Below are 21,998 nucleotides of genomic sequence, written 5' to 3'. Positions count from 1 at the left end.
CGACGGGGACATACAATGTCATTGTAAGTTAAATCAACAAAAGGAGTGAGTGTAAATGGGATACGGTGTTGGCGGCGTAGGCGGTAGCTGCGGTGGATATGGCGGCAGCGGCAGCGGCGCAGCGTTTGTTCTAGTCTTGTTTATCCTGCTTGTCATCATTCTTGCAAGCACCGCGTTTATCTAATCGGTTCAGCCTTCATCAAGTTCCGATGCGGCCATCTCTCCCCAGAGGAGAGGGTCGCATTTTTTTGTTGGAGCATGTCCTTGCGCAGCGGCCCCTCTCAAACGCTATTGTCAAACCGGAAGGGGGCTATTATACTGGAATCATTGTTATGGAAGCGATGCCAGAGAACGATGGGGGCCGGCAGGAAGCTGAAGGGGAAGCGAAGCCGATCGTTATCTGGTAACGATACCAGAAATGCGGCGCTCCTTTTTTGCGGATGAATCGAATGTATCGGATGAACTTGAAAGGAAGGTACCTTGATGGATAACGTCGTATCCAAAGCGATCGCGGTCAAGCCTTCAGACCGGCAGGTTGCTTGGCAGGAGATGGAGTTCTATGCGTTCATCCACTTTACCGTCAATACCTTCACGGATCGGGAATGGGGCCAAGGAGACGAGGATCCCGAGATCTTCGATCCTTTGGCACTGGATGCCGCCCAGTGGGTGGAGGTTTGCCGGTCCGCAGGCATGCGCGGTCTTATCTTGACCTGCAAACATCATGACGGGTTCTGTCTGTGGCCGAGCGACTATACGGATCACTCGGTGAGAAATAGCCCTTGGCGAGACGGACAGGGCGATCTCGTCCGGGAAGTCGCCGATGCTTGCAGAAGAGGAGGCTTGAAGTTCGGCGTATATCTCTCGCCTTGGGATCTGCACGAACCGACGTATGGCGATTCACCGGTGTATGACGCCTATTTCAAAAACCAGCTGACGGAGCTGCTCACGAATTATGGCGACATCTTCTGCGTCTGGTTCGACGGGGCTTGCGGCGAAGGACCGAACGGCAAGCGGCAGCAATACGACTGGGACGGATACTATCGGCTGATCCGGGAGCTGCAGCCGAACGCCGTCATCTCGGTATGCGGACCGGATGTACGTTGGTGCGGCAATGAAGCCGGGCATACCCGGGATTCGGAATGGAGCGTCGTGCCGGTCTCGCTGAAGGACAACGAGAAGATTCAAGACCGCTCGCAGCAGGTGGACGACGGCGAATTCGCCAAGCGGGTAGGGTCGCAGGATGAAGACTTGGGCAGCAGAGCGGTCCTCCGCGAGGCGGAGGAGTTGATCTGGTATCCTGCCGAAGTCAATACCTCGATCCGTCCCGGCTGGTTCTACCATGCCGCCGAAGACGATCGGGTCAAGTCTCTCGAAGAGCTGTTGTCCGTCTATGAGAAATCCGTCGGGGGCAACGCGACCTTCCTGCTGAACCTGCCGCCGGATCGGCGCGGAAGGATCCACGAGGCGGATGCCGAGCGGATGAGCGCGCTCGGACAAGCGATCCGGCGCACCTATACCGACAATCTGGCGGCGGACGCTACCGCGATCGCCTCCGAAGCGATGGACGAAGACCATGCGCCCAGCCGGCTGTTCGATGGGGATCGGGATACGTATTGGTGTCCGCCTCCGGGCGTGGAACAAGCGGTTATCGAGATCGAGCTGAACGATGCGAAGACGTTCGATCGCGTCGTCCTCATGGAGCCGATCCGTCACGGGCAGCGCGTGGAGCGCTTCAAGCTAGAGTGGAAGGACGGGGACGACTGGAGAGAGCTCTACCGCGGAACGGTAATCGGATACAAACGCATCTGCGTATTCGATCCCGTGTCAACCCGATCCGTCAGACTTACGATATCCGAATCGCGGTGGTGTCCGTCCCTCTCCTTTGTAGGCGTTTACTTTTCCGAACAAACGAATGAATTCCGAAGATGAAGGAGCCTTTACCATGATCCGAATCGAGAGGTACTGGGAAGACTTGAACGTGCTTCAAGTGAACAGGGAGGCAGCCCGCGCATCTTACATTCCTTATGCGGATGCAGGCTCGGCAAGAGCGGGCAAACGCGGCCGCTCCCCCTATTATCAGTCGTTGAACGGAAGCTGGAAATTCCAATATCGCCGCAGCGTTCGCGAAGTCGAAGAGAATTTCTATGAGGAAACGGCGGATGTCAGTGCATGGGACGATCTCATCGTACCGTCCTGCTGGCAGGTGAACGGCTACGATCAGCTTCATTATACGAATCTCAACTATCCGATTCCTTGCGATCCCCCGTACGTTCCCGACGACAATCCTGCGGGTCTCTATGTGCGAGAGTTCAACGTTACGGAACGATGGATGGCGAGAGACCGCTATATCGTCTTCGAAGGCGTTAACGCTTGCTTCTATCTATGGGTGAACGGCACTTTTGCCGGCTACAGCCAGGGCAGCAGGATGCCTGCGGAATTCAACCTATCCGCGCTGCTCCGCGAGGGCAAGAACAAGATTGCCGTCATGGTGCTGAAATGGTGCGACGGCACGTATCTGGAAGACCAGGATGCATGGCGTTACTCGGGCATTTTCAGGGATGTGTATCTGCTCGCGCGCGATGCGGTTCATGTCCGGGACGTCTTCAACAAGCAGTCGATCGGGGGGGGCTTCAAGAAGGCCGTCCTGCAGACGGAGGTCGAGACCACGGGCCGTCTTGAAGTCCGCGCCGAACTAAGAGACGCGCAGGGGAATGTCGTCGCGGAGGACCAAGCGGTCGCGGAAGGCAAAGCCACGCTGCGGTTCGAGGTGAACGATCCTGCGTTGTGGAATGCGGAGAACCCTTATCTGTACCGGCTCTACGTGTATGGCGGAGGCGAGGTGCTTCAGTTCCCGGTAGGATTCCGGCAGGTCGAGATTGCGGCAGGCGTATTCCGAATCAATGGCCAGGACGTCAAGCTGAAGGGCGTTAATCGGCACGATTCCCATCCGGCGCTCGGACAGACGATCCCGGTTCGGCATATGATCCGCGATCTTGTGCTGATGAAGCGTCACAACGTCAACACGGTTCGTACCTCCCATTATCCGAACGATTCCCGGTTTATGGAGCTGTGCGACGAATACGGGTTCTACGTCATTGACGAAGCGGACTTGGAGTGTCACGGCATGGGCGTCGCGGGTACGGAATGGGACGATGACGACATTCACCGGCTCTCGAATAACCCGGATTGGCAGGCGTCCTTCCTCGACCGGGCTGTTCGGATGGTCGAACGGGACAAGAATCATCCGTGCGTCGTCATGTGGTCCTTGGGCAACGAATCCGGATATGGCGCCAATCATATCGCGATGGCGGAGTGGACGAAGCGGAGGGATCTTTCGATACCGGTTCACTATGAAGGCGCAGCACCCAACAACAAAGGCGATGCGAACACGGAAGGTCTTGATGTCGTCAGCCGGATGTACGCTTCGGTGCAGGATATTGAAGCGTACGCGCAAGACGAGGCGCAGCGGAAGCCGCTGTTCCTGTGCGAATACAGCCATGCGATGGGGAATGGTCCGGGCGACTTGATGGATTACTGGGATGCGATCTACCGGCATCCGAAGCTGATGGGCGGATGCGTGTGGGAGTGGTGCGATCACGGCATCCGGACGCAGACGGATGACGGCACGCGGTTCTATGCATACGGAGGCGACTTTGGAGATCGGCCTAACGACGGCAATTTCTGCATCGACGGACTCGTAGCGCCCGACCGGACGCCGCATACCGGGCTGCTGGAGTTGAAGCAGGTGCTGACGCCCGTTCGTTTCGAAGCGCATGATCTGCGTAAGGGCACGATCCAAGTGACGAACTTGTATGACTTCATCGGTCTGGCGCATATCGGCGTTCACTGGAAGATCGAAGAGGACGGGCAGCTCGTTCAGCAGGGCCAGTTGGATTTGATCGAAGCGGCGCCTCATGGCTCTCGGCTCGTGACGATTCCCTATTCGCTGCCGGATGCCTCGAGTTCACGCTATACGCTCACCTTGTCCTGCTGGCTGAAGGAGCAGACCTTCTGGGCGGAGCCCGGTTACGAGATCTCCTTCGCCCAATTCGATCTTCCGGTCCCTCGGGTGAACGAAGCAGGAGACGACGCGCGTCGCAGGTTCCCTCTGCAAGCTCATCAGGAAGGGGATCTACTGACGATCGAGGGGATCGACTTCTGTCATCGCTTCGATCTGCACGCCGGCATGGTTGCGAAGATCTCCAAGCATGGCGTGGACATGCTTCATTCGCCGGTCCGATTCAACGTCTGGCGGGCGCCGATCGATAACGATATGCATGTCAAAGAAAAATGGACGGATGTCGGGTATGATCGCGCCATCCCGAAGACGTACCGCTGCGAATGGCATCAGGCGGATGCTTCGACCGTCGAGATCCGGAGCGAATTCTCCTTGGGCGGCGTCAGCAAATTCACCCTGCTTCGCGGGATAGCGGTCTGGCGTGTCAATGGCGCGGGCGAGATTGCCTTCCAGGCGAATGTCGAGGTCGGGGAGAAGCAGCCGTATCTGCCGCGGTTCGGTCTTCAATTGACGATGCCGCAAGGAACGGAGGAAGTGGAGTATTACGGCAACGGACCGCATGAGAGCTATGTCGACAAACGGCAAAGCGTCAAGAAAGGGCGATACCTGCTGACGGTCGACGACATGTTCGAGAATTACATTATGCCGCAGGAGAACGGTTCCAGGTACGGAACGGAATGGGCGATCGTGTCCAATGAACTGGGCATGGGTCTCAAGATTACTGCCGAAGATAGCTTCTCGCTGAACGCGGCGCACTTCACGCCGGAAGATCTGACCGCGGCGGATCATCATTACAAGCTGGCCAGACGCAAGGAGACGATCGTACATCTGGATTACAAGATGAGCGGCGTCGGGTCCAACTCTTGCGGACCCGAGCTTGCGGAACCGTATCGCTTGAACGAAAAGGCGTTCCGGTTCTCGCTGGTCTTAACGCCTGTGTTTAAAGAGGATGAGTAAGCGTTAGGAGAAGAAGTTACGTTTATGAAGCGTAATAATGAATATAAAGGGAGAGCTCCGCTCGCTGGGACTGCGAGCGGAGCTCTTTTTGGGAGGCATTATGCTTAGGCGCGCAATAGGTACGTGTTGTCTGCTTAGTATGGTCATTTTCTCGGCATGTACGAATGCCGAAGGCTCTAAGGCGCGGGAAGGAACAACAACTTCAATCGACCAACCGGAACAAACGGATGCATCCGATCAGATAACGAGAGTCTATACGGATTTGTCAGAGGCGCTAGGGTGGTGGGTGGTTTCAAAAAACGCTCGCGCGATGACGATCTATGCAGAGGCTCCTCATGCAGAAACCGTTCTATTCTGGCTCGTCCCGGCAGGGACGCAGACCTGGAGCGAAAGAACGCTTATCGGATACGACAAAGACGGGAGCGATGGTTGGTCTTTTAGATGGGAGTTCGGCAATCGGACATTTCATGACCACATTTATGTTCAAGCGTTGGGTAGCGATAGCAGCCTCGCGAATGCAACGATCAATATCACAACAGCAGATTCGTAAAAAAATCAAGCTCTGCCATCTTTCGCAGGCTCGAGCTCAATGAATTCCGATTGCTTATTCTCGTTCCATTTGATTTGCAGCTTCACGATGGACGGCGGTTCCGGAGAGGATGACTGGCTCGCATTCATGCGGTCTGTATAATCTTGCATGTCGCTTACATCTATCATTCAATTATACATCTTTTGTCTGGATTCCCATATCGAATTATTACCGCGGACGCCGGCTTATAGGCCAGCTTATACGGGTGTTGAGGCGCCATCGACGCCTTTTGACAAACAAATAGGAAAATATGACGATCTCAAGCATTTATCGGGAATTAATGCCCAGTAGAGCAGGCACTTCCGTAATTTCTCCCTCTTGATATGATGTGGATACCGCCGCAGCGGTTGCCCGTTCATTCCAAAGGAGGGAATTCATGAATTCTCGCAAAGCGTTCGGACTGTTGTCATCGTTCCTTTTAGTCGGCACCCTCATCGCCCCCTCGATGGCCATGGCCAAGACGAGCGGCTACAATGCCAATCCGTCTGTCCAGGACATCGGTCCGAAGCTGCGTGCCGAGTCGCTGACCGATATCCAAGCCGAGAACCGGCTGGATCTGTCAGGCGGCGAATCTTCCGCAGCCGCGGCTGCCGCAGCGCCGCCGAGCCTGAGCGCCTCGGATGTCGGTCTCGCGAAGAAGTGGCTGACGCATAACGACTACACCGGAAAATACGTCTTGACGGACTTTACGCTCAAGGCCGTCGGCACGTACGGCGAAGTGTGGGTCGCCAATGATTTGAACTATCCGGCAGGAGATCCTAGAAATGCGATGACCTCCATTACCGACGAACAGGTCCGTTATCTGCTGAACGAGTTCGATACGCGCATTTATCAGAAGGAAATCGAATTTTTTGCCCCTCCGGCCGAACGCAAGGGAGCAGACGGATATAACGGCTGGTATCAGGACGACAGCGGCCGTACGGTCATCCTGATCGACAATATCAAAGACCAGAGCTACTACGATGCCGGCTATCCGAGTTACATTGCCGGGTACTTCTCGCCGACCATCAGCGATTTTGCCGACCGCAACGTCATGACGGTCGACAACTTCGACTGGCGCAACCGGACGGGGGCGAACGCCGAGAAACCTTATCTATACGAGGGCGTCTTCGCGCATGAATTCCAACATTTGCTGCACCGGGACACCGACGCCGGGGAAGATACCTTCATCAACGAGGGACTGTCCGACTTCGCCCAGTACATCGTCGGATACGGTCATTCCCAAGGACACGTGGACTTCTTTATGAACCACCTTCGCAATTCCCTCACTTTGTGGGGCGACCAGACGGATTTGCAAATTCTCGGCGATTACGGCAACGCATATTTGTTCCAACTGTACCTATACGAGCACTTCGGCGAGAAATTCATCCGCAGCTTGTTCCTTAATCCGAAGCATAGCTTAGAGGGCATCAACGATACGTTCGCCCAGTTGAACATCCGCAAAACGTTCGACGAGGTCTATGCCGACTATATGACCGCCATCATGCTGGACGGCAAATATCAGGGAGACAACGACACCTATCGGTTCGCGTCGATCGACTTGACGCCGAACGTGAACGGCTCCGTGCTGCCCGACAACGTGACGCCGGCATGGGGAACGGATTTTAAGATCATCGCGCCCGACAAGAAGATCGATCACCTTTACTTCAAGGGACTGGATTTCCTGCGCACCAACTGGACGACGGCCCAGGACCCCGAACGCGGCCCCGTTCTTTGGGGCAACCAGGGGGACTTGGCGGACAACTTCCTGATTAAAGAACTGGATTTGACCGGCCAGACGGCGCCACAGATTTCCTTCGACACCTCGTACAACATTGAGGAGCAATGGGACTTCGGCGCCGTTCAAGTCTCCTCGGACCAAGGCCTAACGTGGACCTCGTTGTCCAATGCCGATACCCGGAGCGATCTCGTGGAGGGGGGGCATCCGACCATCGCGGCCAATCTTCCCGGCTTCACGGGAAGTTCGGACGGATGGAAGACGGAGACGTTCGACTTGAGCGCGTATGCCGGCAAGAAGGTGCTGCTCGGATTCCGCTACATGACGGACTGGGGATACAATGAATCCGGCTGGTACTTGTCGAACCTCAAGTTGAATGGGACGTTGATCGATCCGATGACGGATACTTCCGGTTTCCGGAGTCTCGAACAAGCATCCGGTCAATTCGTGAATTATCAAGTGCAGTTCATCGGTTACAAAAAAGGCGGCAGCAACAAGAAAGATGGAGACGACAAGGTGAAGATCATCCGACTCCGGGATTCGATCGACATGTCCGAAAAAGACCGCATCGATCTGGCCGACATGATTCATGGCGCTCAGTACGACAAAGTCGTGATGATGACGACGTTCGCCGCTCCCGCGGGTACGAACAACTCCGTTCCTTACGAGTACAACGTCGTCATGAAAAACAACAAGGATGCCGAGAAACAGAAATGGAAAGAGGATTTGAAGCAGAAGGAGAAGCAGAAAAGCGGCTGATGGACTGGCGCATCGAGATTGAAATGAAGCAGCCGGTATGGTAAGATGCTGTTAACTTATCGTGGGGAGTTGAAGAGGATAATGTGATTTTTCTTGCCGAATGTTCAAAGAATAAAGCAATCGCTGTTTTATTCTTGTTCAGCAAGAAAGTTACTTATTCTTTTCAGCTCAATCGAATCCGTTTATTCCAGCCCGGAATCGGGCCGGATTTGGGTTATTTATTTGAGCTACAAGAAAGGTAACTTTCTTGTAGCTTTTTTATTTTTGACCCAGGAGGATCCCCACATGTCCATGATCAAAGTAACCAACCTGACGTTTGCCTACGACGGCAGCTATGACAATATCTTCGAAGACGTAAGCTTTCAGATCGATACCGACTGGAAATTGGGCTTAACGGGCAGAAACGGCCGAGGCAAGACCACGTTTCTCAACCTGCTGCGCGGCAAATATGAATATAGCGGCAACATTTCGGCCCATGTCAGCTTTGAATACTTCCCTTTCCACGTCGAACACAAGGAATACAATACCCTGGACGTCGTCGCGGACGTGGATCCGGACTTTCAGCATTGGCAGCTTATGCGCGAACTGTCGTTGCTGAAGGTGTCCGAAGACGTGCTGTACCGGCCCTTCGAAACCTTGTCCAACGGCGAGCAGACGAAGGTGCTGCTTGCAGCTTTATTTCTGAAGGAAAACCGCTTTCTGCTCATCGACGAACCGACCAACCACTTGGATCTGCATGCGCGGAAACTGGTCAGCGACTACTTGAAAGCCAAGCGCGGATTTATCTTGGTGTCGCACGACAGGGCGTTCCTCGACAACTGCGTAGACCACATCGTATCGATAAACAAATCCGATATCGAGATCCAGAAAGGGAACTTCTCCGATTGGTGGGAGAATAAACGAAGACAGGACAACTATGAGCTGGCCGAGAACGACAAGCTGCGCAAAGACATTAAACGGCTGAACGATGCGGCCAAACGAACGAGCAACTGGTCGCACGAAGTGGAGAAAACGAAAAACGGCACCCGCAATTCCGGCTCCAAGGTTGACAAAGGGTACGTCGGCCACAAAGCCGCCAAAATGATGAAACGGTCCAAATCGATCGAGCACAGACAGCAATCCGCGATCGAGGACCGATCCATGCTCCTGAAAAACATCGAAAGCTCGGAGAGCCTGAAGATCTCGCAGCTTGCCTACCCTAAGAATCAGCTGGTCGAACTGGATCGCGTATCGATTCAATACGACGGGAAGACGGTGTGCAGCGACGTCAGCTTCACAGTCGAGCAAGGGGAGCGAATCGCGCTTGCAGGTCCGAACGGATCCGGCAAATCAAGCATTCTCAAGCTGATCTGCGGCGAGAATATCCCTTATTCCGGTACGTTCAGAAAAGGAAGCCAGCTTAAGATCTCCTACGTGTCGCAGGACACCTCACATTTGCAGGGGGATTTGTCGAACTACGCAAGAAGCCACGAGATCGACGAAAGCCTGTTCAAAGCGATCTTAAGGAAGCTTGACTTCTCGCGCGTGCAATTCGAAAAGGACATGGCTTCTTTCAGCGGCGGACAAAAGAAGAAGGTGCTGATTGCGAAAAGCCTTTGCGAGAACGTTCATTTGCATATTTGGGACGAACCGCTGAATTTTATCGACGTCATCTCCCGCATGCAGATCGAAGAGCTGCTGCTCGCGCATTCGCCGACGATCCTCTTTGTAGAGCACGACAGCGAGTTCTGCAAAAATATCGCAACAAAAATCGTGAAACTCTAATTTTGTGTCGATTTTGCGGGATGCCGTTCGTCGACTTCATAGAGGCACGGCAATGACAACGTGTCTACATCCAACCGTTCAAAGGAGTGTCTGAAATGAAATACCTATGTTTGGGTTACTTCAATCCGGAGAAAATGGATGCCCGTCCTAAGGAAGAGATCGATGACGTCATGCGCGAATGCCAGCCCCGCCTCGAGGAGCTTTACAAGACGGGTCAAGTGATGATCGATGCCGGCCTCGACTTGGAAGCCAAAAGCGTGCGGCGAACGAGCGGGGATGTGAGGGTGATCGACGGTCCTTTTATCGAATCCAAGGAGATGATAGGCAGCGCGTTCCTCATTGAAGCGCGTGACATGGAAGAAGCCATTCGGGTGGCTTCCTTGCATCCGGCTATCCAAGTTAGCGCGGGCGAGCGGTTTGGATGGGGAATCGAGATCCGCCCGATCCACTACTTCGAGAAGAGAGAATAGGACGGCTAGTCTAGATTGATGGACTATCGGCTCCGGTAAGCGATTCAAAAAAATAATGGGATTTGGCAATGAGGTTAACGGTCAAGAGCAGCCGAACGATCGGCTGCTCTTTTGTTATGCTCAACCCTCATCTTTCACGTTTTTGATTTGGTCGCAAACTTTTCGAACTTTCGCCGGGTAATACTATTAGGACAGCAGGAAAGAGGGGGATACGAGTTGGAAATCCGTTGGATCGAACGCATGCTGCAAGGAGACCGCAACGCGTTTCGGTCGCTCTACGACGAATATTTCGATTATGCCATGCGCACCGCCAAATTGGTGACGAAGAACGGAGAATGGGCGAAGGATGCGGTGCAGGAAACGTTCCTCAGAGTATACCGCAATTGCTGGCAGTACGACCGGAGCAAGCCGTTCAAGCCTTGGTTCTACAGCATCTTATTGCGCGAGTGTTATAGAGTCATGGAACGGGAAAAGAAGGTGCTGCCGTTCGGAGAGCAGCTCGAGAAAATCGGCGTGGAGCCGAAGCTGCCCGACGAGACGGTCGATCTGTACGAAGCGCTGCAAGCGATGGAAGACCTGTACCGCGTTCCGCTCATTCTGAAATATCTGCACGACTACAGCGAGAAAGAAGTCGCCGAGATGCTCGACGTCAACCTGAACACCTTGAAGTCTCGTCTGCTGAAAGGCCGCGAGAAGCTGAGGAAAGGCTTAGGAGGGAATCGTTATGGAACGGAATCTTAAAGACAGGCTGTTCGAAAAAAGCCATTACGGCGACGAGACGAAGGAAGAGATCTGGAGCCGGCTCGAAGCCCAACTGGATAGGGAACCTGTAGTCCCCGCTATCCCGTCGAGAAAAGTCGCCAAGAGGAGCAAAAAAACGATGAGAAAAATGCAAATCACTACCGTCGTAGCTGCCGTCCTGCTCGCGATCGGCGTATTCCTGGCCATGCCTGCCGGCACCGCGTTCATGAAGGATGCCAAGTCCTGGTTCGCCCCCGAGAAAAAAGTGGAGATCCAAATCGAAGGTGAGAAGGAGCAGACGGATCAGAAGCTGCACAAAAACGAAGAGAGCCGGTACGTGATCTACTATGACAAGGAGCGTTACAAGCTCGTGCAGCAAGAAGGCAAGGATGTCATTACCACAAAAGAACCGCTGCCCGAGAAATATCCAGAGGTGTCGTTGACGATCGAGCAGTACAAGGACCTCAAGCCGGAGGAATTGATCAAGCGGTTAAGCGAAGCGTTGGCTGGCAAGTATTCGGACGTCCGTGAAGTCGAGAAAGTTTCGGAACCGCTGGAGGGCTATCGCGTTCGCGCCTTGAACGGCACGAAGTGGGACAGCGAAGTCGTCGTGATCTATGTGGCGGATAACCGCAAGCAGGGCAGCTTCGCGCTCACGGAGAAATACTTCATGGAAGCTTCCGAAGGACATAGCGCACGATTCGAGCAAATGCTCAAGCAGTTCAAAGTGTTGGAGGAATGAGCCATTTGAATCGCAATGCCGACCGCGTTCGGATAATTTGAAGCGGGCTGCAGAAAATAAAGGCAACAAAAACGCCGGGAACGCTGAAGCGGGCGTAAGGAGGATCAAGTTGAGACGAAAAAGCGTAGCGGCGGCCATTGTTGCGCTAGCGGTTAGTAGCGGGGCGGATAGCTGCGTTAAAGTCGCCGCGCATTCCGCTCATCCGGATCCATCCCGTCAGCCGATCCGGATCGTGTTTGCGGGAGATGCGATGATGGACGGGTCCGTCAAGAGCGCGATCAGGCGACGCGGGTCGGCGGATCCTTATAAGCAGGTGAAACAAGACGTGCGCACGGCGGATTGGGCGGTCGTAAATCTCGAGACTTCCGTCACGCGGGCGACGGAGAAGGACCCGAATCAATGGTTCAACTTCAAGTCGAATCCGGAAGCGCTTGGCGGACTTCGGAACGCCGGCTTCGATATGGTGTCGCTCGGCAATAACCACGTCCTCGACTATGGGCGAGACGGCTTGCGGGACACGCTGGGATACCTCCGCCGATACGGCTTGGCCTACGTCGGGGCGGGCGCGAACGAGAACGAAGCATACGAAGCCAGATCGATCCGGATCCGCGGGCAAGTCATTAAGATCGCGGCGTTCTCCAGATTCATGCCTACCTTGGATTGGACGGCATCTGGAGACAGGTCCGGCGTGGCGAGCGCGTACGATCAAGCGAGAGTCGTTCGAGCCATCCGCGAGCAGAGCGCGGGCGCAGATTACTTCATCGTGTACATGCATTGGGGCGTGGAGAGAAACAACCACCCCGAGGCTTGGCAGCGGCTCCTGGCGCGCCGGATGATCGACGCCGGAGCGGATGCGGTCGTGGGGAGCCATCCGCACGTGCTCCAAGGATTCGAATTCTATAAGTCCAAACCGATCGCGTACTCGATCGGCAACTTTCTGTTCCCCGACTATGTACGTGGAAGAAGGGCCGATACCGGCTTGTTGAAGCTCACGCTCCTGGACGGATCCATCGGGATGCGATTCGATCCCTATTACATTTTGGACAATCGGATCGTCCGCCGGGGAGCGGCCTATGAGCGCGATCAATTGAATTATTTGCAGAATCTGTCCTTCGGCGTTCGAATGTCCGGGCATACCGTAAGCGAATGGCCGACGACGAGAGCGAAGTACGATTAGCCGGCATCCGCCGGAATCAAATGACAGACGTTATCTTGGGGCACCAAAATCCCGGTTCGGCGAGCAAAGGTCCGAGCGTATCTCGAGGTTGGACGGTCAAGTCGTCGAGATGCGGGAATACGCTAGAACGGTCGGTTGAATACAGATAGACGAGAAGAAGAAACGGAAGCATGGGCCGTATAAAGCCCATGCTTCCGTTCGTGTAAGCCCGACCCGCGAGGGGCAATCTATCCCATGGCGGAATATTCCGGTAAGTCCAACAACCGATCGTGTAAATGTCAGTCGTCCAAGCCTTGTCGTCGAAGCTCTTAATGTTTATAATCAGCTTCGAGCTCAAAGGCCGTTTCCGCCGCCGATGGACACCGCGATGAGAGAGGGGGAGTGGGGTGAGCTTTCTTGGCGATTTTCTCAACCGCTTGTTAGAAAGTTACGGATACGGGGTTCTGTTCTTCGCCCTCTTCCTAGAGATGCTGGCACTGCCGCTCCCCGGGGAACTTTTGATGACTTATGCGGGACTTATCATCTTCCATGGTAAATTGAATTGGCTGCTATCCGTAGTTGCCAGCGGATCGGGAGCGACGCTCGGGATGACGATCGCTTATTGGATCGGGTATCGCTTGGGCCATCCGTTCTTCGAGAAGTACGGCTCGCGGATTCACTTCGGTCCCGATCGGTTGAACCGCTTATCGAGCTGGTTCAGCCGCTACGGCAACAAGATACTCATCATCGCTTATTTCATACCGGGCGTTCGCCATCTGACCGGCTACTTCTCGGGGATGACGAGGCTTTCGTTCCGTCATTACGCGGCTTACGCGTATTCGGGCGCCTTCTTCTGGGTCTTCGTATTTCTTACGCTAGGCAAGCTTCTTGGACCCAAATGGGAGCAGTATCATCATGCCATCAATCGATATTTGATTATCTTTGGGCTCATCAGCGCAGCCGTCTACTTACTCGCAGCTCTCTATAAAAAGAAACGTGTTCAAATCCAAGCTCGAATCGGATCGTTACTGGATAGGGGCATTCGGCATTTTCACTCCATCGCCAAGGTTAAGCTTATCATTCTAGCGGCGAGCTTCTTGTTCATCGCTTTATTTTCCGTCATGATCGGTCTGATCGAAGATTACTTGGCGCACGAATTTACCCGATTCGACGAGGTATCCTCCTATGTCATCGTCAGGCTGTTCGATGCCTGTTGGCTCGATGCCATGACGTGGATGGCGCGATTCGGTTCTTATCCGCTGCTGATGCTGCCGATTATCCTAACGGGGATCTGGATCGGATTCAAGGGCAAGGACCGACTGCTCGAGTACGCATTCTTTGTCATTGTCGTTATCGGCGGCGAAGGGTTGGACGAAGGATTAAGACTGTTGTTCCATCGAATGGGCGCCGGCGGAAGCCAGTTGACCTTTCCCAGTGCGCAGGCGCTCATGGCTCTGACGATTTACGGCTTTGCGGCCTACTTGCTGGTTCGCCACCATGGCGGCCACAGACATCGCATACTAGCGGTACTTGCCGTTGCCGCATTGTGCCTCATGATCGGAATCGGCTTGATTTGCTTGGGAATAGATGATCCGAGCGATGTTGCAGCCGGATATGTATTCGGCGGCATGTGGATGACGCTGAATGTAGCGTTGCTGGAAACGTTCCGGTTCATGAGAAGCAATCGTTTATAAGCCCCGAAATAACAGACCTGCCCAAAAAACCTCGCCATTATGCCATATCCGATGGTTAGGCATTCGCGGTGACAAGCACCCGCCTCCTTTCATATGTTGTACCAAGCGAGGTGGGAGCTCTTCATGAACTATCGAAGCCGTACAATCCTAAGCAAATGGACAAAAACAAGATGGCTGATGACGCAAGGAGATTTACGCAGGCATATCCCGCATACAAGACTTTTTCGTCGAAACGACTTAACCTCGATGCTTTCCCGTCATTCGACAGTCTACTTTAAACCTACGAACGGTTCCGGCGGGGTTAACATTATTCGGATCAAGAAAAAATCGCAGGGATACCAAACGCAATTGAAAGCCGTCAAATCGTCTTACGCGTCGATGGATGCCTTGTATCGTAAGTTAAACCGATTTGCGAACGGCAGGTCCTATGTGCTGCAAAAGGGGATTCAATTGGCCCGTACCAACGGCAATCCTTTTGATATCCGCGTCATGGTCCAGAAGACAAAGGAAGGAAAGTGGATCAGCACGGCGGTGTTCACCAAGATAGGGCGGCCGGGAAAGGTAGCCACCAATTACAATCAAGGCGGGCGAATCGGATTTTTTGGACCAACGATGGCGGGCGCCGGTTATAATGATGCCGCAACGAAACGAATAGAAGCCGAGCTGAAGCGAATGGGGGTTGAAGTCGGTCGAATCTTCGATCGTCATCAAAAGGGGTTTAGAGAGTTAGGTTTGGATGTGGCTATAGATGTCTCGGGCAAGCTGTGGATCCTGGAGGTGAATACGAGGCCCCAAATCTACCCCCTGAAGAACATGAAGGATCAGACCCTATATCGGCGCATCCTAGCCTATGCCAGACCATATGGAAGAACGAGATAGTTGGCATTCGTTGCCATGAGAACAATAAGATCGCTCCGCCTCGGCGAAGAGGCGGAGCGATCTTGGCGTTGATAGCGTTATGCGCACGATGCGGAGATCTTCTATGCATTCTGGAAAAATTCTTTGGCCTTCGCTACGAATACTTTGCGTTCTTCCGTGAGGTCATCCTCGTAAAAGATCGCTCCGACAGGACAAGCGGCTTCGCACGCGCCGCAATCGATGCAAGTATCGGCATCGATGAAGAACTGGTCGGCACCCTCCTGGATGCAATCGACGGGGCATACGTCCTGACAATCGGCTGCTTTCTCATCAATACAGGCTTCAGTGATTACAAATGCCATGATATCCACTCCTCCTGTTATGAATCACGCTTGCGAAGGGTTGTTTCACTACTACATTAGCGGATTTTCGGCATACATTCAACAGATATTGATGGAAAATATTAACGCGATCTCAGGCATAATTGGATGAGTTGCGTCAACATGCGGCGGCTTGGAGCTTGATCGTCGCGATCGCGTTGCCTTCGACGATGTGTTGGGACGATGACCTAGCTGAATGAGGCTGCTACCCTATATCAGTCGGTCTCCTTCGGCTTCCGCGCGATCAAAACGATCAATTCGACGAGAAGGATCGGAAGCGTTACCCGGGCAGGGTAGGCCAGATAGCGAGGGTCCCAGACCGGCGAGAACTTCTCCTTGTAACGGCGAAGTCCTTTGAACCCGTACCAGTAGCCCCCGTATTCGTATACCCGATTCGCAAGCTTCTCCTCACGCATGGCTGAACGCGCTTCGCCCACGCTGGATAGGGGAGCCATTCCCAGATTGAAGACGGCATAGCCTTGGTCCCGCGACCATTCCAGCAAGCAGATGAACAGGAAGTCCATCGTTCCGTTAGGCGTGCCGCGCAGGTGGCGCATCAGGTCGACGGATATCGTTTGAAGTCCGTCATAGCTAGGCGCCAACGAGGCGAAGGCGACGATTCGCCCGTCCGGATCAAGGAGAACCGCAATCGGCGACGTTTGCAGATAAGCGGGATGAAACCAGCCAAGCGAAAAACCTTTTTCCCGGCGTCCGTTCAACCAGTCGTTAGAGATCAGGCGAAGCCGTTCCAGCAGAAGCGAGTCGTGGGGCGGCTGCATGACGTCCAATCGATAACCTTCGCGTTCGAACCGGTTTTTAACGGTGCGGAGATTCGCGTTTGCTTTTCCGGATAACGTGAAGGTCGACAGGTTCACCAGCGCTTCCTCGCCTAATTTGAAAAAGCGGTAGCCGTTCTCGTGGTAAATCGGCAAATTCGCCGGCATTACCTGATAGAACACCACCTCCAAATCGTATAGATCGGCGTACCGACCGCATTCTTGGATGGCTTCGCTAAGGTCGGCGGGATCGCCGATGGGGTCGCCAAGAATCACGAATTTGTTGCGGATAACCGAATAGGGGAAGAGCACCCGATTGTCGCAAGCCCAGAAGAAGCTTTTATCGCCTGCAAACAGCACATGCGTGAGCATATTGCCGTTCGTTTCGCCCAACAACATACGAAGCTTTTCCAGTTCGGCTTGGGATGCTCCTCGTTCAACCAGACGTTTGGGCCGAAGAAGGAGCGCGAGCGACAAGGCCAGCCAGGTCATGCCGAGTCCCGTGACGACGGCTATGGTCTGCTCGGTCGGTCTAAGTATCAGATGAAGCGGAAGATTCGGCGGCAGTTGGTTCACGAATCGCGGCTGCGTGCCTGAGGCGATCAGATCGTACAGGTAGGAAATGACGAGCGTCGCGATCGCCCATGCCGCCGTGCGTCCCCGGCCGATCGGAGCGGCGACCCGATAATATCGCGCTCGGGATACATACAGCAGAAAGGCGACGATCAGAAGAAAGATCGCTTCCTCATAGTCGAAAGCTTTGGCGAACGTAAACAATGCTCCGGCTCCCAGCAAGCCCAGGGTCCACTGGTAAGCCCGTCTGAGCCGTCGGGAAATGCCCCAAGAAAGAACGATCAGAATCAAACCGATAATGACGCTTAGTTGATGGGATAATCGCATGATGGGCGCGGATAACAGTTCCTCGGCGAAACGAAGCCGATAGAGGAGTCCGGGCGTCGCCGCCGAGAGCAGCAGGACGGCTCCGGAAATGAAGACCAGTTTGCCGAGCGCCCATGCGCCGAATTCGGATATCCAGGCAAGCTCGCCGGGAAATTCCCAGAACCGCTGCCAGCCGTTCAGCGCCCCTTCCACGATCGCGGAGCCTGTCTCAGACCATTTGCGCCGGTCGCTTGCAAACTCGAATACAGCCATGACCAGACCGATGAGCCATGGCACCAGATAGTACAGGATCCGGAACAAAACGACCACGGCTGCGGTTTTCTCAGGCGGATAGCCGAGCGCCTGCAATCCGAACAGCGCGACCAGATCGAAGCCGCCAATGCCGCCAGGCGCGAGGCTCACGAGCCCGGCAATGGCTGCAACCGTATAGATCCCGAGTCCCGCGCTAACGGAAAGACCCGGAAGCAACGTAAAGGCAATCATCCAGAACGCGATTCCGGAGAACAGCCACTCCGCCAAGGAGGCGCCGACGGATGCTGCAATGGTCGCCGTATTCATCCGCGGCAGGTCGCGGTTCAGCCACTTGGCGTAAAAGGGCGTGCGCTGGAACAGGAAGTAACCGGGCAAGTAGAGCGCGAGCGCCCAGACGGCATAGATCGTCCAAGGGTGCGCTCGGGTGATCGTCCCTATCGGAAGCAGACCGACGAGGTCGGCCCAAGCCAAGAGAGAAATGCCGGTTATCGTTATCGTCGAAAGAAAAGCGATGGAGGCGGTAATCGTCTGAACGGAGATCCCGCGGCTGCGGTAAAGGTACATCCGCAGAGCCGCTCCGGCTATGCCGGCGAACCCGATAACGTTATTGGACGTGTTCGCGATCCATGCGAAACGAAAAGTCGTCCAATAGCCGATCGGAAGTCGGAAATGGCGCCGAAGCACGAACTCGTAACCGCTGACCGAACCGACGGCGGCAAGCGAAGCGGCGAAAAGCAACAAAAGCCTGGACGGCTGCAGATGTCGGATCACATGCATCGTGGCCCGCCAGTCAATGCGCCGGAACTCCGCCTGACCTTCCCAAATGATGAGGCCGACGATGGCGATCGGAATCAAGATTTGTACGATTTTCAAACGATACAGCGCCGTTAGGAGCTGAATCGCCTTCAGGCTGCGAAGCGTCTTTTGCATTCCCGCCATTTCCGGTTCTCCTTGATCATCGTGACTTCATTACCAAGTATGCCCATACCAGGTCTTGATTAATAAAGAGAAACGGAGAGCGGAAGCGGACGGCAAGACCAAAGAAACGCGATGCGGGACACACGCGCGGGGCGAACTGACGGTAGGTTTCTATCTTTTTTGCAGGATTTTTCAAGACTGTCCCGAAAGAGTAAGGTGAAAGCTCATAAACATTCAAAAGCGATCAAGGAGTGAATTCATTGACTTTAAGCGTAGGCGTGATCGGTACAGGGAACATATTCAGATTCGCGCATCTGCCGGGATGGACTTCCCATCCGGAAGTAGAGATCGTCGCGTTCTGCGACGCCAATCGCGCCTCGGCCGAGAACATCGCCAGAGACTACCCCGGCACGAAGGTGTTCGAGGATTACCGCGATATGCTCGCGGATCCGTCGATCGATATCGTCGGCATCAGCACGCCGAACCTGTACCACTCGGAGATCGCCATCGAAGCCTTGCGTCATGGCAAGCACGTCTTCTGCGAGAAGCCGGATGCGATCAACCCGATTGAAGCGCAGAGGATGGCCGACGCCGCCCGCGAATCCGGCAAGCTGATGATGACGATGCGCAACAACCGATTCGCCGAATCGGCGCAATTCATCAAACGGTTGATCGAGCAGGGCCAGCTGGGCGAGCTGTACACGGGACGCTGCGGGTGGATTCGGCGCCGCGGCATCCCCGGACGAGGCGGCTGGTTCACGACGAAGGCGCTGTCCGGAGGCGGACCCCTGATCGACCTCGGCGTGCACATGATCGACATGGCGATGTGGCTGAGCGGCAATCCGAAGCCGGTGACCGTGTCGGGTTCGACGTATCGCAAGTTCGCGGATCGGCCCGATGCTTTCGGCCGCGTCCCTGAGGGAACCTTCGACGTCGAGGACTTGGCGGCCGGGTTCATCCGATTCGACAACGGGGCCTCGCTGCAGATCGAATTCAGCTGGGCTTCCCATATTCGGGAAGAGCAGAAATTCGTGGAGTGGAGAGGGACGGAGGGCGGCTTCAGCTTGGTGAACGACCAGCTTCGCCTTTTCACGGAAACCGCGGGCACGCCGATCGACCAGCAGCCTCATTTCGGAGCAAAGGAGACCGCGCAGCACACGGCGAACATCCACCACTTCATCGCGTGCGTGCTTGGACGCGAACAGCCGATCCTCACGCCGGAGCACGGCGTGGACATGATCAAGATCCTGAGCGCGATCTACGAATCCGCGGAACGCGGGCGCGAGGTCGTCCTCTAATCGGATGGCGCGAAACGCGATCAGCATTCATCGACACACCCCCGTCAGGTACGCTGCAGCGCGTACGGACGGGGGTGTGTTCGTTGGGCGCGATACCGCCTATGATCAACTCTTTCTGGCGAGCAGAGGGAAGCGCGGACCCGCGATCGGCCGATCCTTCTCCAATCCCGCGCCGTCCGTGACGACATGCGGATCGCCGCTGTACGTAACGCCGTCCGGCGCGTAAATGATCGCCAGCACGCGCCTCGGGCGGTCCGTCGCGTTGGCATGTGCGTAATGGAAGGTCAAGCCGTCGTGGAAGGTGCAGCTGCCCGCCTTGAGCGGCACGACGACCGGCTTGTGCGCATCCGTCTGACCGCCCTCAACATAATCGAATATATTTTGAGGACTCGCCAGATCGATCCCCTTCAACTTGCCCAGCCGGTTGGACTTCGGCACGAAGGCCATGCAGCCGTTGCGTTCGTCGACGTCGTCGAGCGTCAGCCAGAGCGACATCATGCCGGGATTCGCTTCGTTCACCGGCCAGTAAGGCGTATCCTGATGCCAAGGCGTCGCCTTGGAGTCGCCGGGCATCTTCCAGAGTCCATGATCGTGGAACAAACGCATGCCGGCTGCGCCGGTCAGCAGTCTCGCGGATTCCGCGAACCTGGGGTGGGCGGTATATCGGCCCAAGCCCGCATGGTCTCGCCACAGGTTGACTTTCTGGTTCAGCACCCGGTAGTACAAGCCGCCCTGCTTGTCGGTACGTACGGCGCGTTCGCCGTCGCTCTGCATCGCTTCCTCCAAATATTCGCGAAGCTCGGCCAGTTCCGGCGAAGTAATCATGTTGTCGACCTGCACGAACCCGTTCTCCCGGTAGAAGTCGATATGGGCTTGCGTGATCGGCGTTTGTACTGCGGTTTGATCCGGCATGTTGATCTGCCTCCTTGTGTTTGGCTATAAACCAAGCATAATAGGGAGGAGGGTTCCCTTGTATGGAGAGAAGTTCGGAATATTTGTAAAAAGGTCGAAAAATAAGGAGCGCTTACATGGAAGGGTCGCAGAAGATCGACTACAGGCTGATGTCGCCGTATGTTCGTTACGTGCATGAAGTGGAGATCGCCGCGGGCGCCCGTACGCCCGATCGGCATATTTACGATTACGAGTTTATATTCGTCGTCAGCGGGGAAGGACGGCTGCGGCTCGGCGAGCGCGTCCACGAGATGAAGGGCGGCGATCTGTTCTATATCCGGCCTCACCTCAGCAATGCGATGGAAGTATCGGGGGCGCGTCCGATGGACTGCTTCGCCGTCCATTTCGACTTTATGTATCTGGGGGAAGGCCATGAGTTCTCCCCTTACGCGGTCTACCTGGGGCAGGGACTCGATGAAGGCGTCGGCCGCCTTCGCGAGCGGCCTTCCGTCGAGCCGTCGGAGATGGACATTCCCGAGGCGATCGCCGTAAGCGACGTTAAGGGCTTCTACGAAGCCTTCAAACAATTGAATTCGTACTTTCGCCGGGACGGCATCGGGGCGCGGCTGCAGCTGAAGTCCGCGATGCTGCGCCTGCTATCGCTCGTCTACGAGGAGCTCATGACGCGGGAGGGCGTGCGTATCGGACACCCGCAAGCGGATACGGTGCTTGAGGCGATCCAGTATATGGAGGCGCATTACGCGGAGCGCATCGACGCGGCCCTGCTTGCGGCGCGCGCGCGATTCACGCCCAAATACTTCGGTACGCTGTTCAAGCAGGCGACGGGCACGACGATCTCGTCATATCTGCTGCGCCTGCGCATCGAGCGCGCCAAGCAATTGCTGGCGCAGCGCAAGCTGTCCGTGGAGGAGATCGGAGCTCGCGTAGGGATCGGGGACATCTATTATTTCAGTAAGCTGTTCAAGAAGTCGGAGGGCATGTCTCCAAGCCGCTACGCCGCGTCGGTCGCTTGGCCGTCGGTTTGAAACTGCCAGTCAAACTATTCCAGCAATTGGGATACCCTTGCGGGGGCGAGTATTTCACGAGAATTTAATACA

The 21,998-nt window shown here is 55.1% G+C and carries 16 protein-coding genes; 13 read left to right on the top strand and 3 right to left on the bottom strand.

All coding sequences use genetic code 11. From position 1 onward, the window contains the following. Positions 1–55: 55 nt before the first annotated feature. From H7C19_RS02160 to H7C19_RS02115, 11 genes are all read left to right on the top strand, one after another. Positions 56–184, top strand: coding sequence for a sporulation protein YjcZ (locus tag H7C19_RS02160; RefSeq protein ID WP_185140889.1), 129 nt, complete (start codon positions 56–58; stop codon positions 182–184). Between the two features lie 299 nt (positions 185–483). After that, the gene (locus tag H7C19_RS02155) at positions 484–1,929 is read left to right on the top strand and encodes an alpha-L-fucosidase (protein WP_185140888.1); all 1,446 of its coding nucleotides are present in this window, start codon (positions 484–486) and stop codon (positions 1,927–1,929) included. 13 nt (positions 1,930–1,942) lie between these two features. Next, positions 1,943–4,975: a glycoside hydrolase family 2 TIM barrel-domain containing protein gene (locus H7C19_RS02150; RefSeq protein ID WP_185140887.1), complete on the top strand. Its 3,033-nt coding sequence runs from the start codon at positions 1,943–1,945 to the stop codon at positions 4,973–4,975. 965 nt (positions 4,976–5,940) lie between these two features. Further along, positions 5,941–8,040, top strand: coding sequence for a M6 family metallopeptidase (locus H7C19_RS02145; protein ID WP_185140886.1), 2,100 nt, complete (start codon positions 5,941–5,943; stop codon positions 8,038–8,040). A gap of 285 nt (positions 8,041–8,325) precedes the next feature. Next, positions 8,326–9,804 carry an Lsa family ABC-F type ribosomal protection protein gene (locus H7C19_RS02140; protein ID WP_185140885.1) on the top strand — a complete coding sequence of 493 codons (1,479 nt, stop codon included), beginning with the start codon at positions 8,326–8,328 and terminating at the stop codon, positions 9,802–9,804. A gap of 95 nt (positions 9,805–9,899) precedes the next feature. Next, a complete protein-coding gene (locus tag H7C19_RS02135; RefSeq protein WP_185140884.1) occupies positions 9,900–10,274 on the top strand; it encodes a YciI family protein in 375 nt (124 codons plus the stop codon). A 216-nt stretch (positions 10,275–10,490) separates the two neighbouring features. After that, on the top strand, positions 10,491–11,015 hold the full coding sequence (locus H7C19_RS02130; RefSeq protein ID WP_185140883.1) for an RNA polymerase sigma factor: 525 nt from the start codon (positions 10,491–10,493) through the stop codon (positions 11,013–11,015). Then, positions 10,999–11,757, top strand: a complete 759-nt coding sequence (locus H7C19_RS34575) for a hypothetical protein (protein ID WP_246469246.1) — start codon at positions 10,999–11,001, stop codon at positions 11,755–11,757. The genes H7C19_RS02130 and H7C19_RS34575 overlap by 17 nt, the downstream gene beginning before the upstream one ends. 109 nt (positions 11,758–11,866) lie before the next feature. After that, entirely contained in the window at positions 11,867–12,934 is a 1,068-nt protein-coding gene (locus H7C19_RS02125; RefSeq protein WP_246469245.1) for a CapA family protein, read from the top strand. A gap of 386 nt (positions 12,935–13,320) precedes the next feature. Continuing rightward, positions 13,321–14,607: a VTT domain-containing protein gene (locus H7C19_RS02120; RefSeq protein WP_313731271.1), complete on the top strand. Its 1,287-nt coding sequence runs from the start codon at positions 13,321–13,323 to the stop codon at positions 14,605–14,607. A 123-nt stretch (positions 14,608–14,730) separates the two neighbouring features. Next, a complete protein-coding gene (locus H7C19_RS02115) occupies positions 14,731–15,486 on the top strand; it encodes a YheC/YheD family protein (protein WP_185140881.1) in 756 nt (251 codons plus the stop codon). A gap of 101 nt (positions 15,487–15,587) precedes the next feature. On the opposite strand, the gene fdxA is transcribed toward H7C19_RS02115, so the two are convergent. Further along, positions 15,588–15,827, bottom strand: a complete 240-nt coding sequence (fdxA, locus tag H7C19_RS02110) for a 4Fe-4S ferredoxin (RefSeq protein WP_185140880.1) — start codon at positions 15,825–15,827, stop codon at positions 15,588–15,590. 233 nt (positions 15,828–16,060) lie between these two features. After that, positions 16,061–18,712: a bifunctional lysylphosphatidylglycerol flippase/synthetase MprF gene (mprF, locus tag H7C19_RS02105; RefSeq protein ID WP_185140879.1), complete on the bottom strand. Its 2,652-nt coding sequence runs from the start codon at positions 18,710–18,712 to the stop codon at positions 16,061–16,063. 230 nt (positions 18,713–18,942) lie between these two features. Here mprF and H7C19_RS02100 point away from each other — a divergent pair, with 230 nt between their 5' ends. Beyond that, positions 18,943–19,989, top strand: coding sequence for a Gfo/Idh/MocA family protein (locus tag H7C19_RS02100; protein ID WP_376775302.1), 1,047 nt, complete (start codon positions 18,943–18,945; stop codon positions 19,987–19,989). Positions 19,990–20,094: 105 nt separating this feature from the next. Here the strand turns inward: H7C19_RS02100 and H7C19_RS02095 are convergent, their stop codons facing one another. Further along, complete coding sequence (locus tag H7C19_RS02095) at positions 20,095–20,901, bottom strand: phytanoyl-CoA dioxygenase family protein (protein WP_185140877.1); 807 nt, start codon at positions 20,899–20,901, stop codon at positions 20,095–20,097. 116 nt (positions 20,902–21,017) lie between these two features. Between H7C19_RS02095 and H7C19_RS02090 the strand changes: the two genes are divergently transcribed. After that, complete coding sequence (locus H7C19_RS02090; protein WP_185140876.1) at positions 21,018–21,926, top strand: helix-turn-helix domain-containing protein; 909 nt, start codon at positions 21,018–21,020, stop codon at positions 21,924–21,926. The last annotated feature ends 72 nt before the right edge of the window (positions 21,927–21,998 follow it).

It is taken from the genome of Cohnella nanjingensis, from assembly GCF_014212125.1.
Lineage (GTDB): Bacteria > Bacillota > Bacilli > Paenibacillales > Paenibacillaceae > Cohnella > Cohnella nanjingensis.
This window is presented reverse-complemented; position numbering and strand designations above follow the sequence as displayed.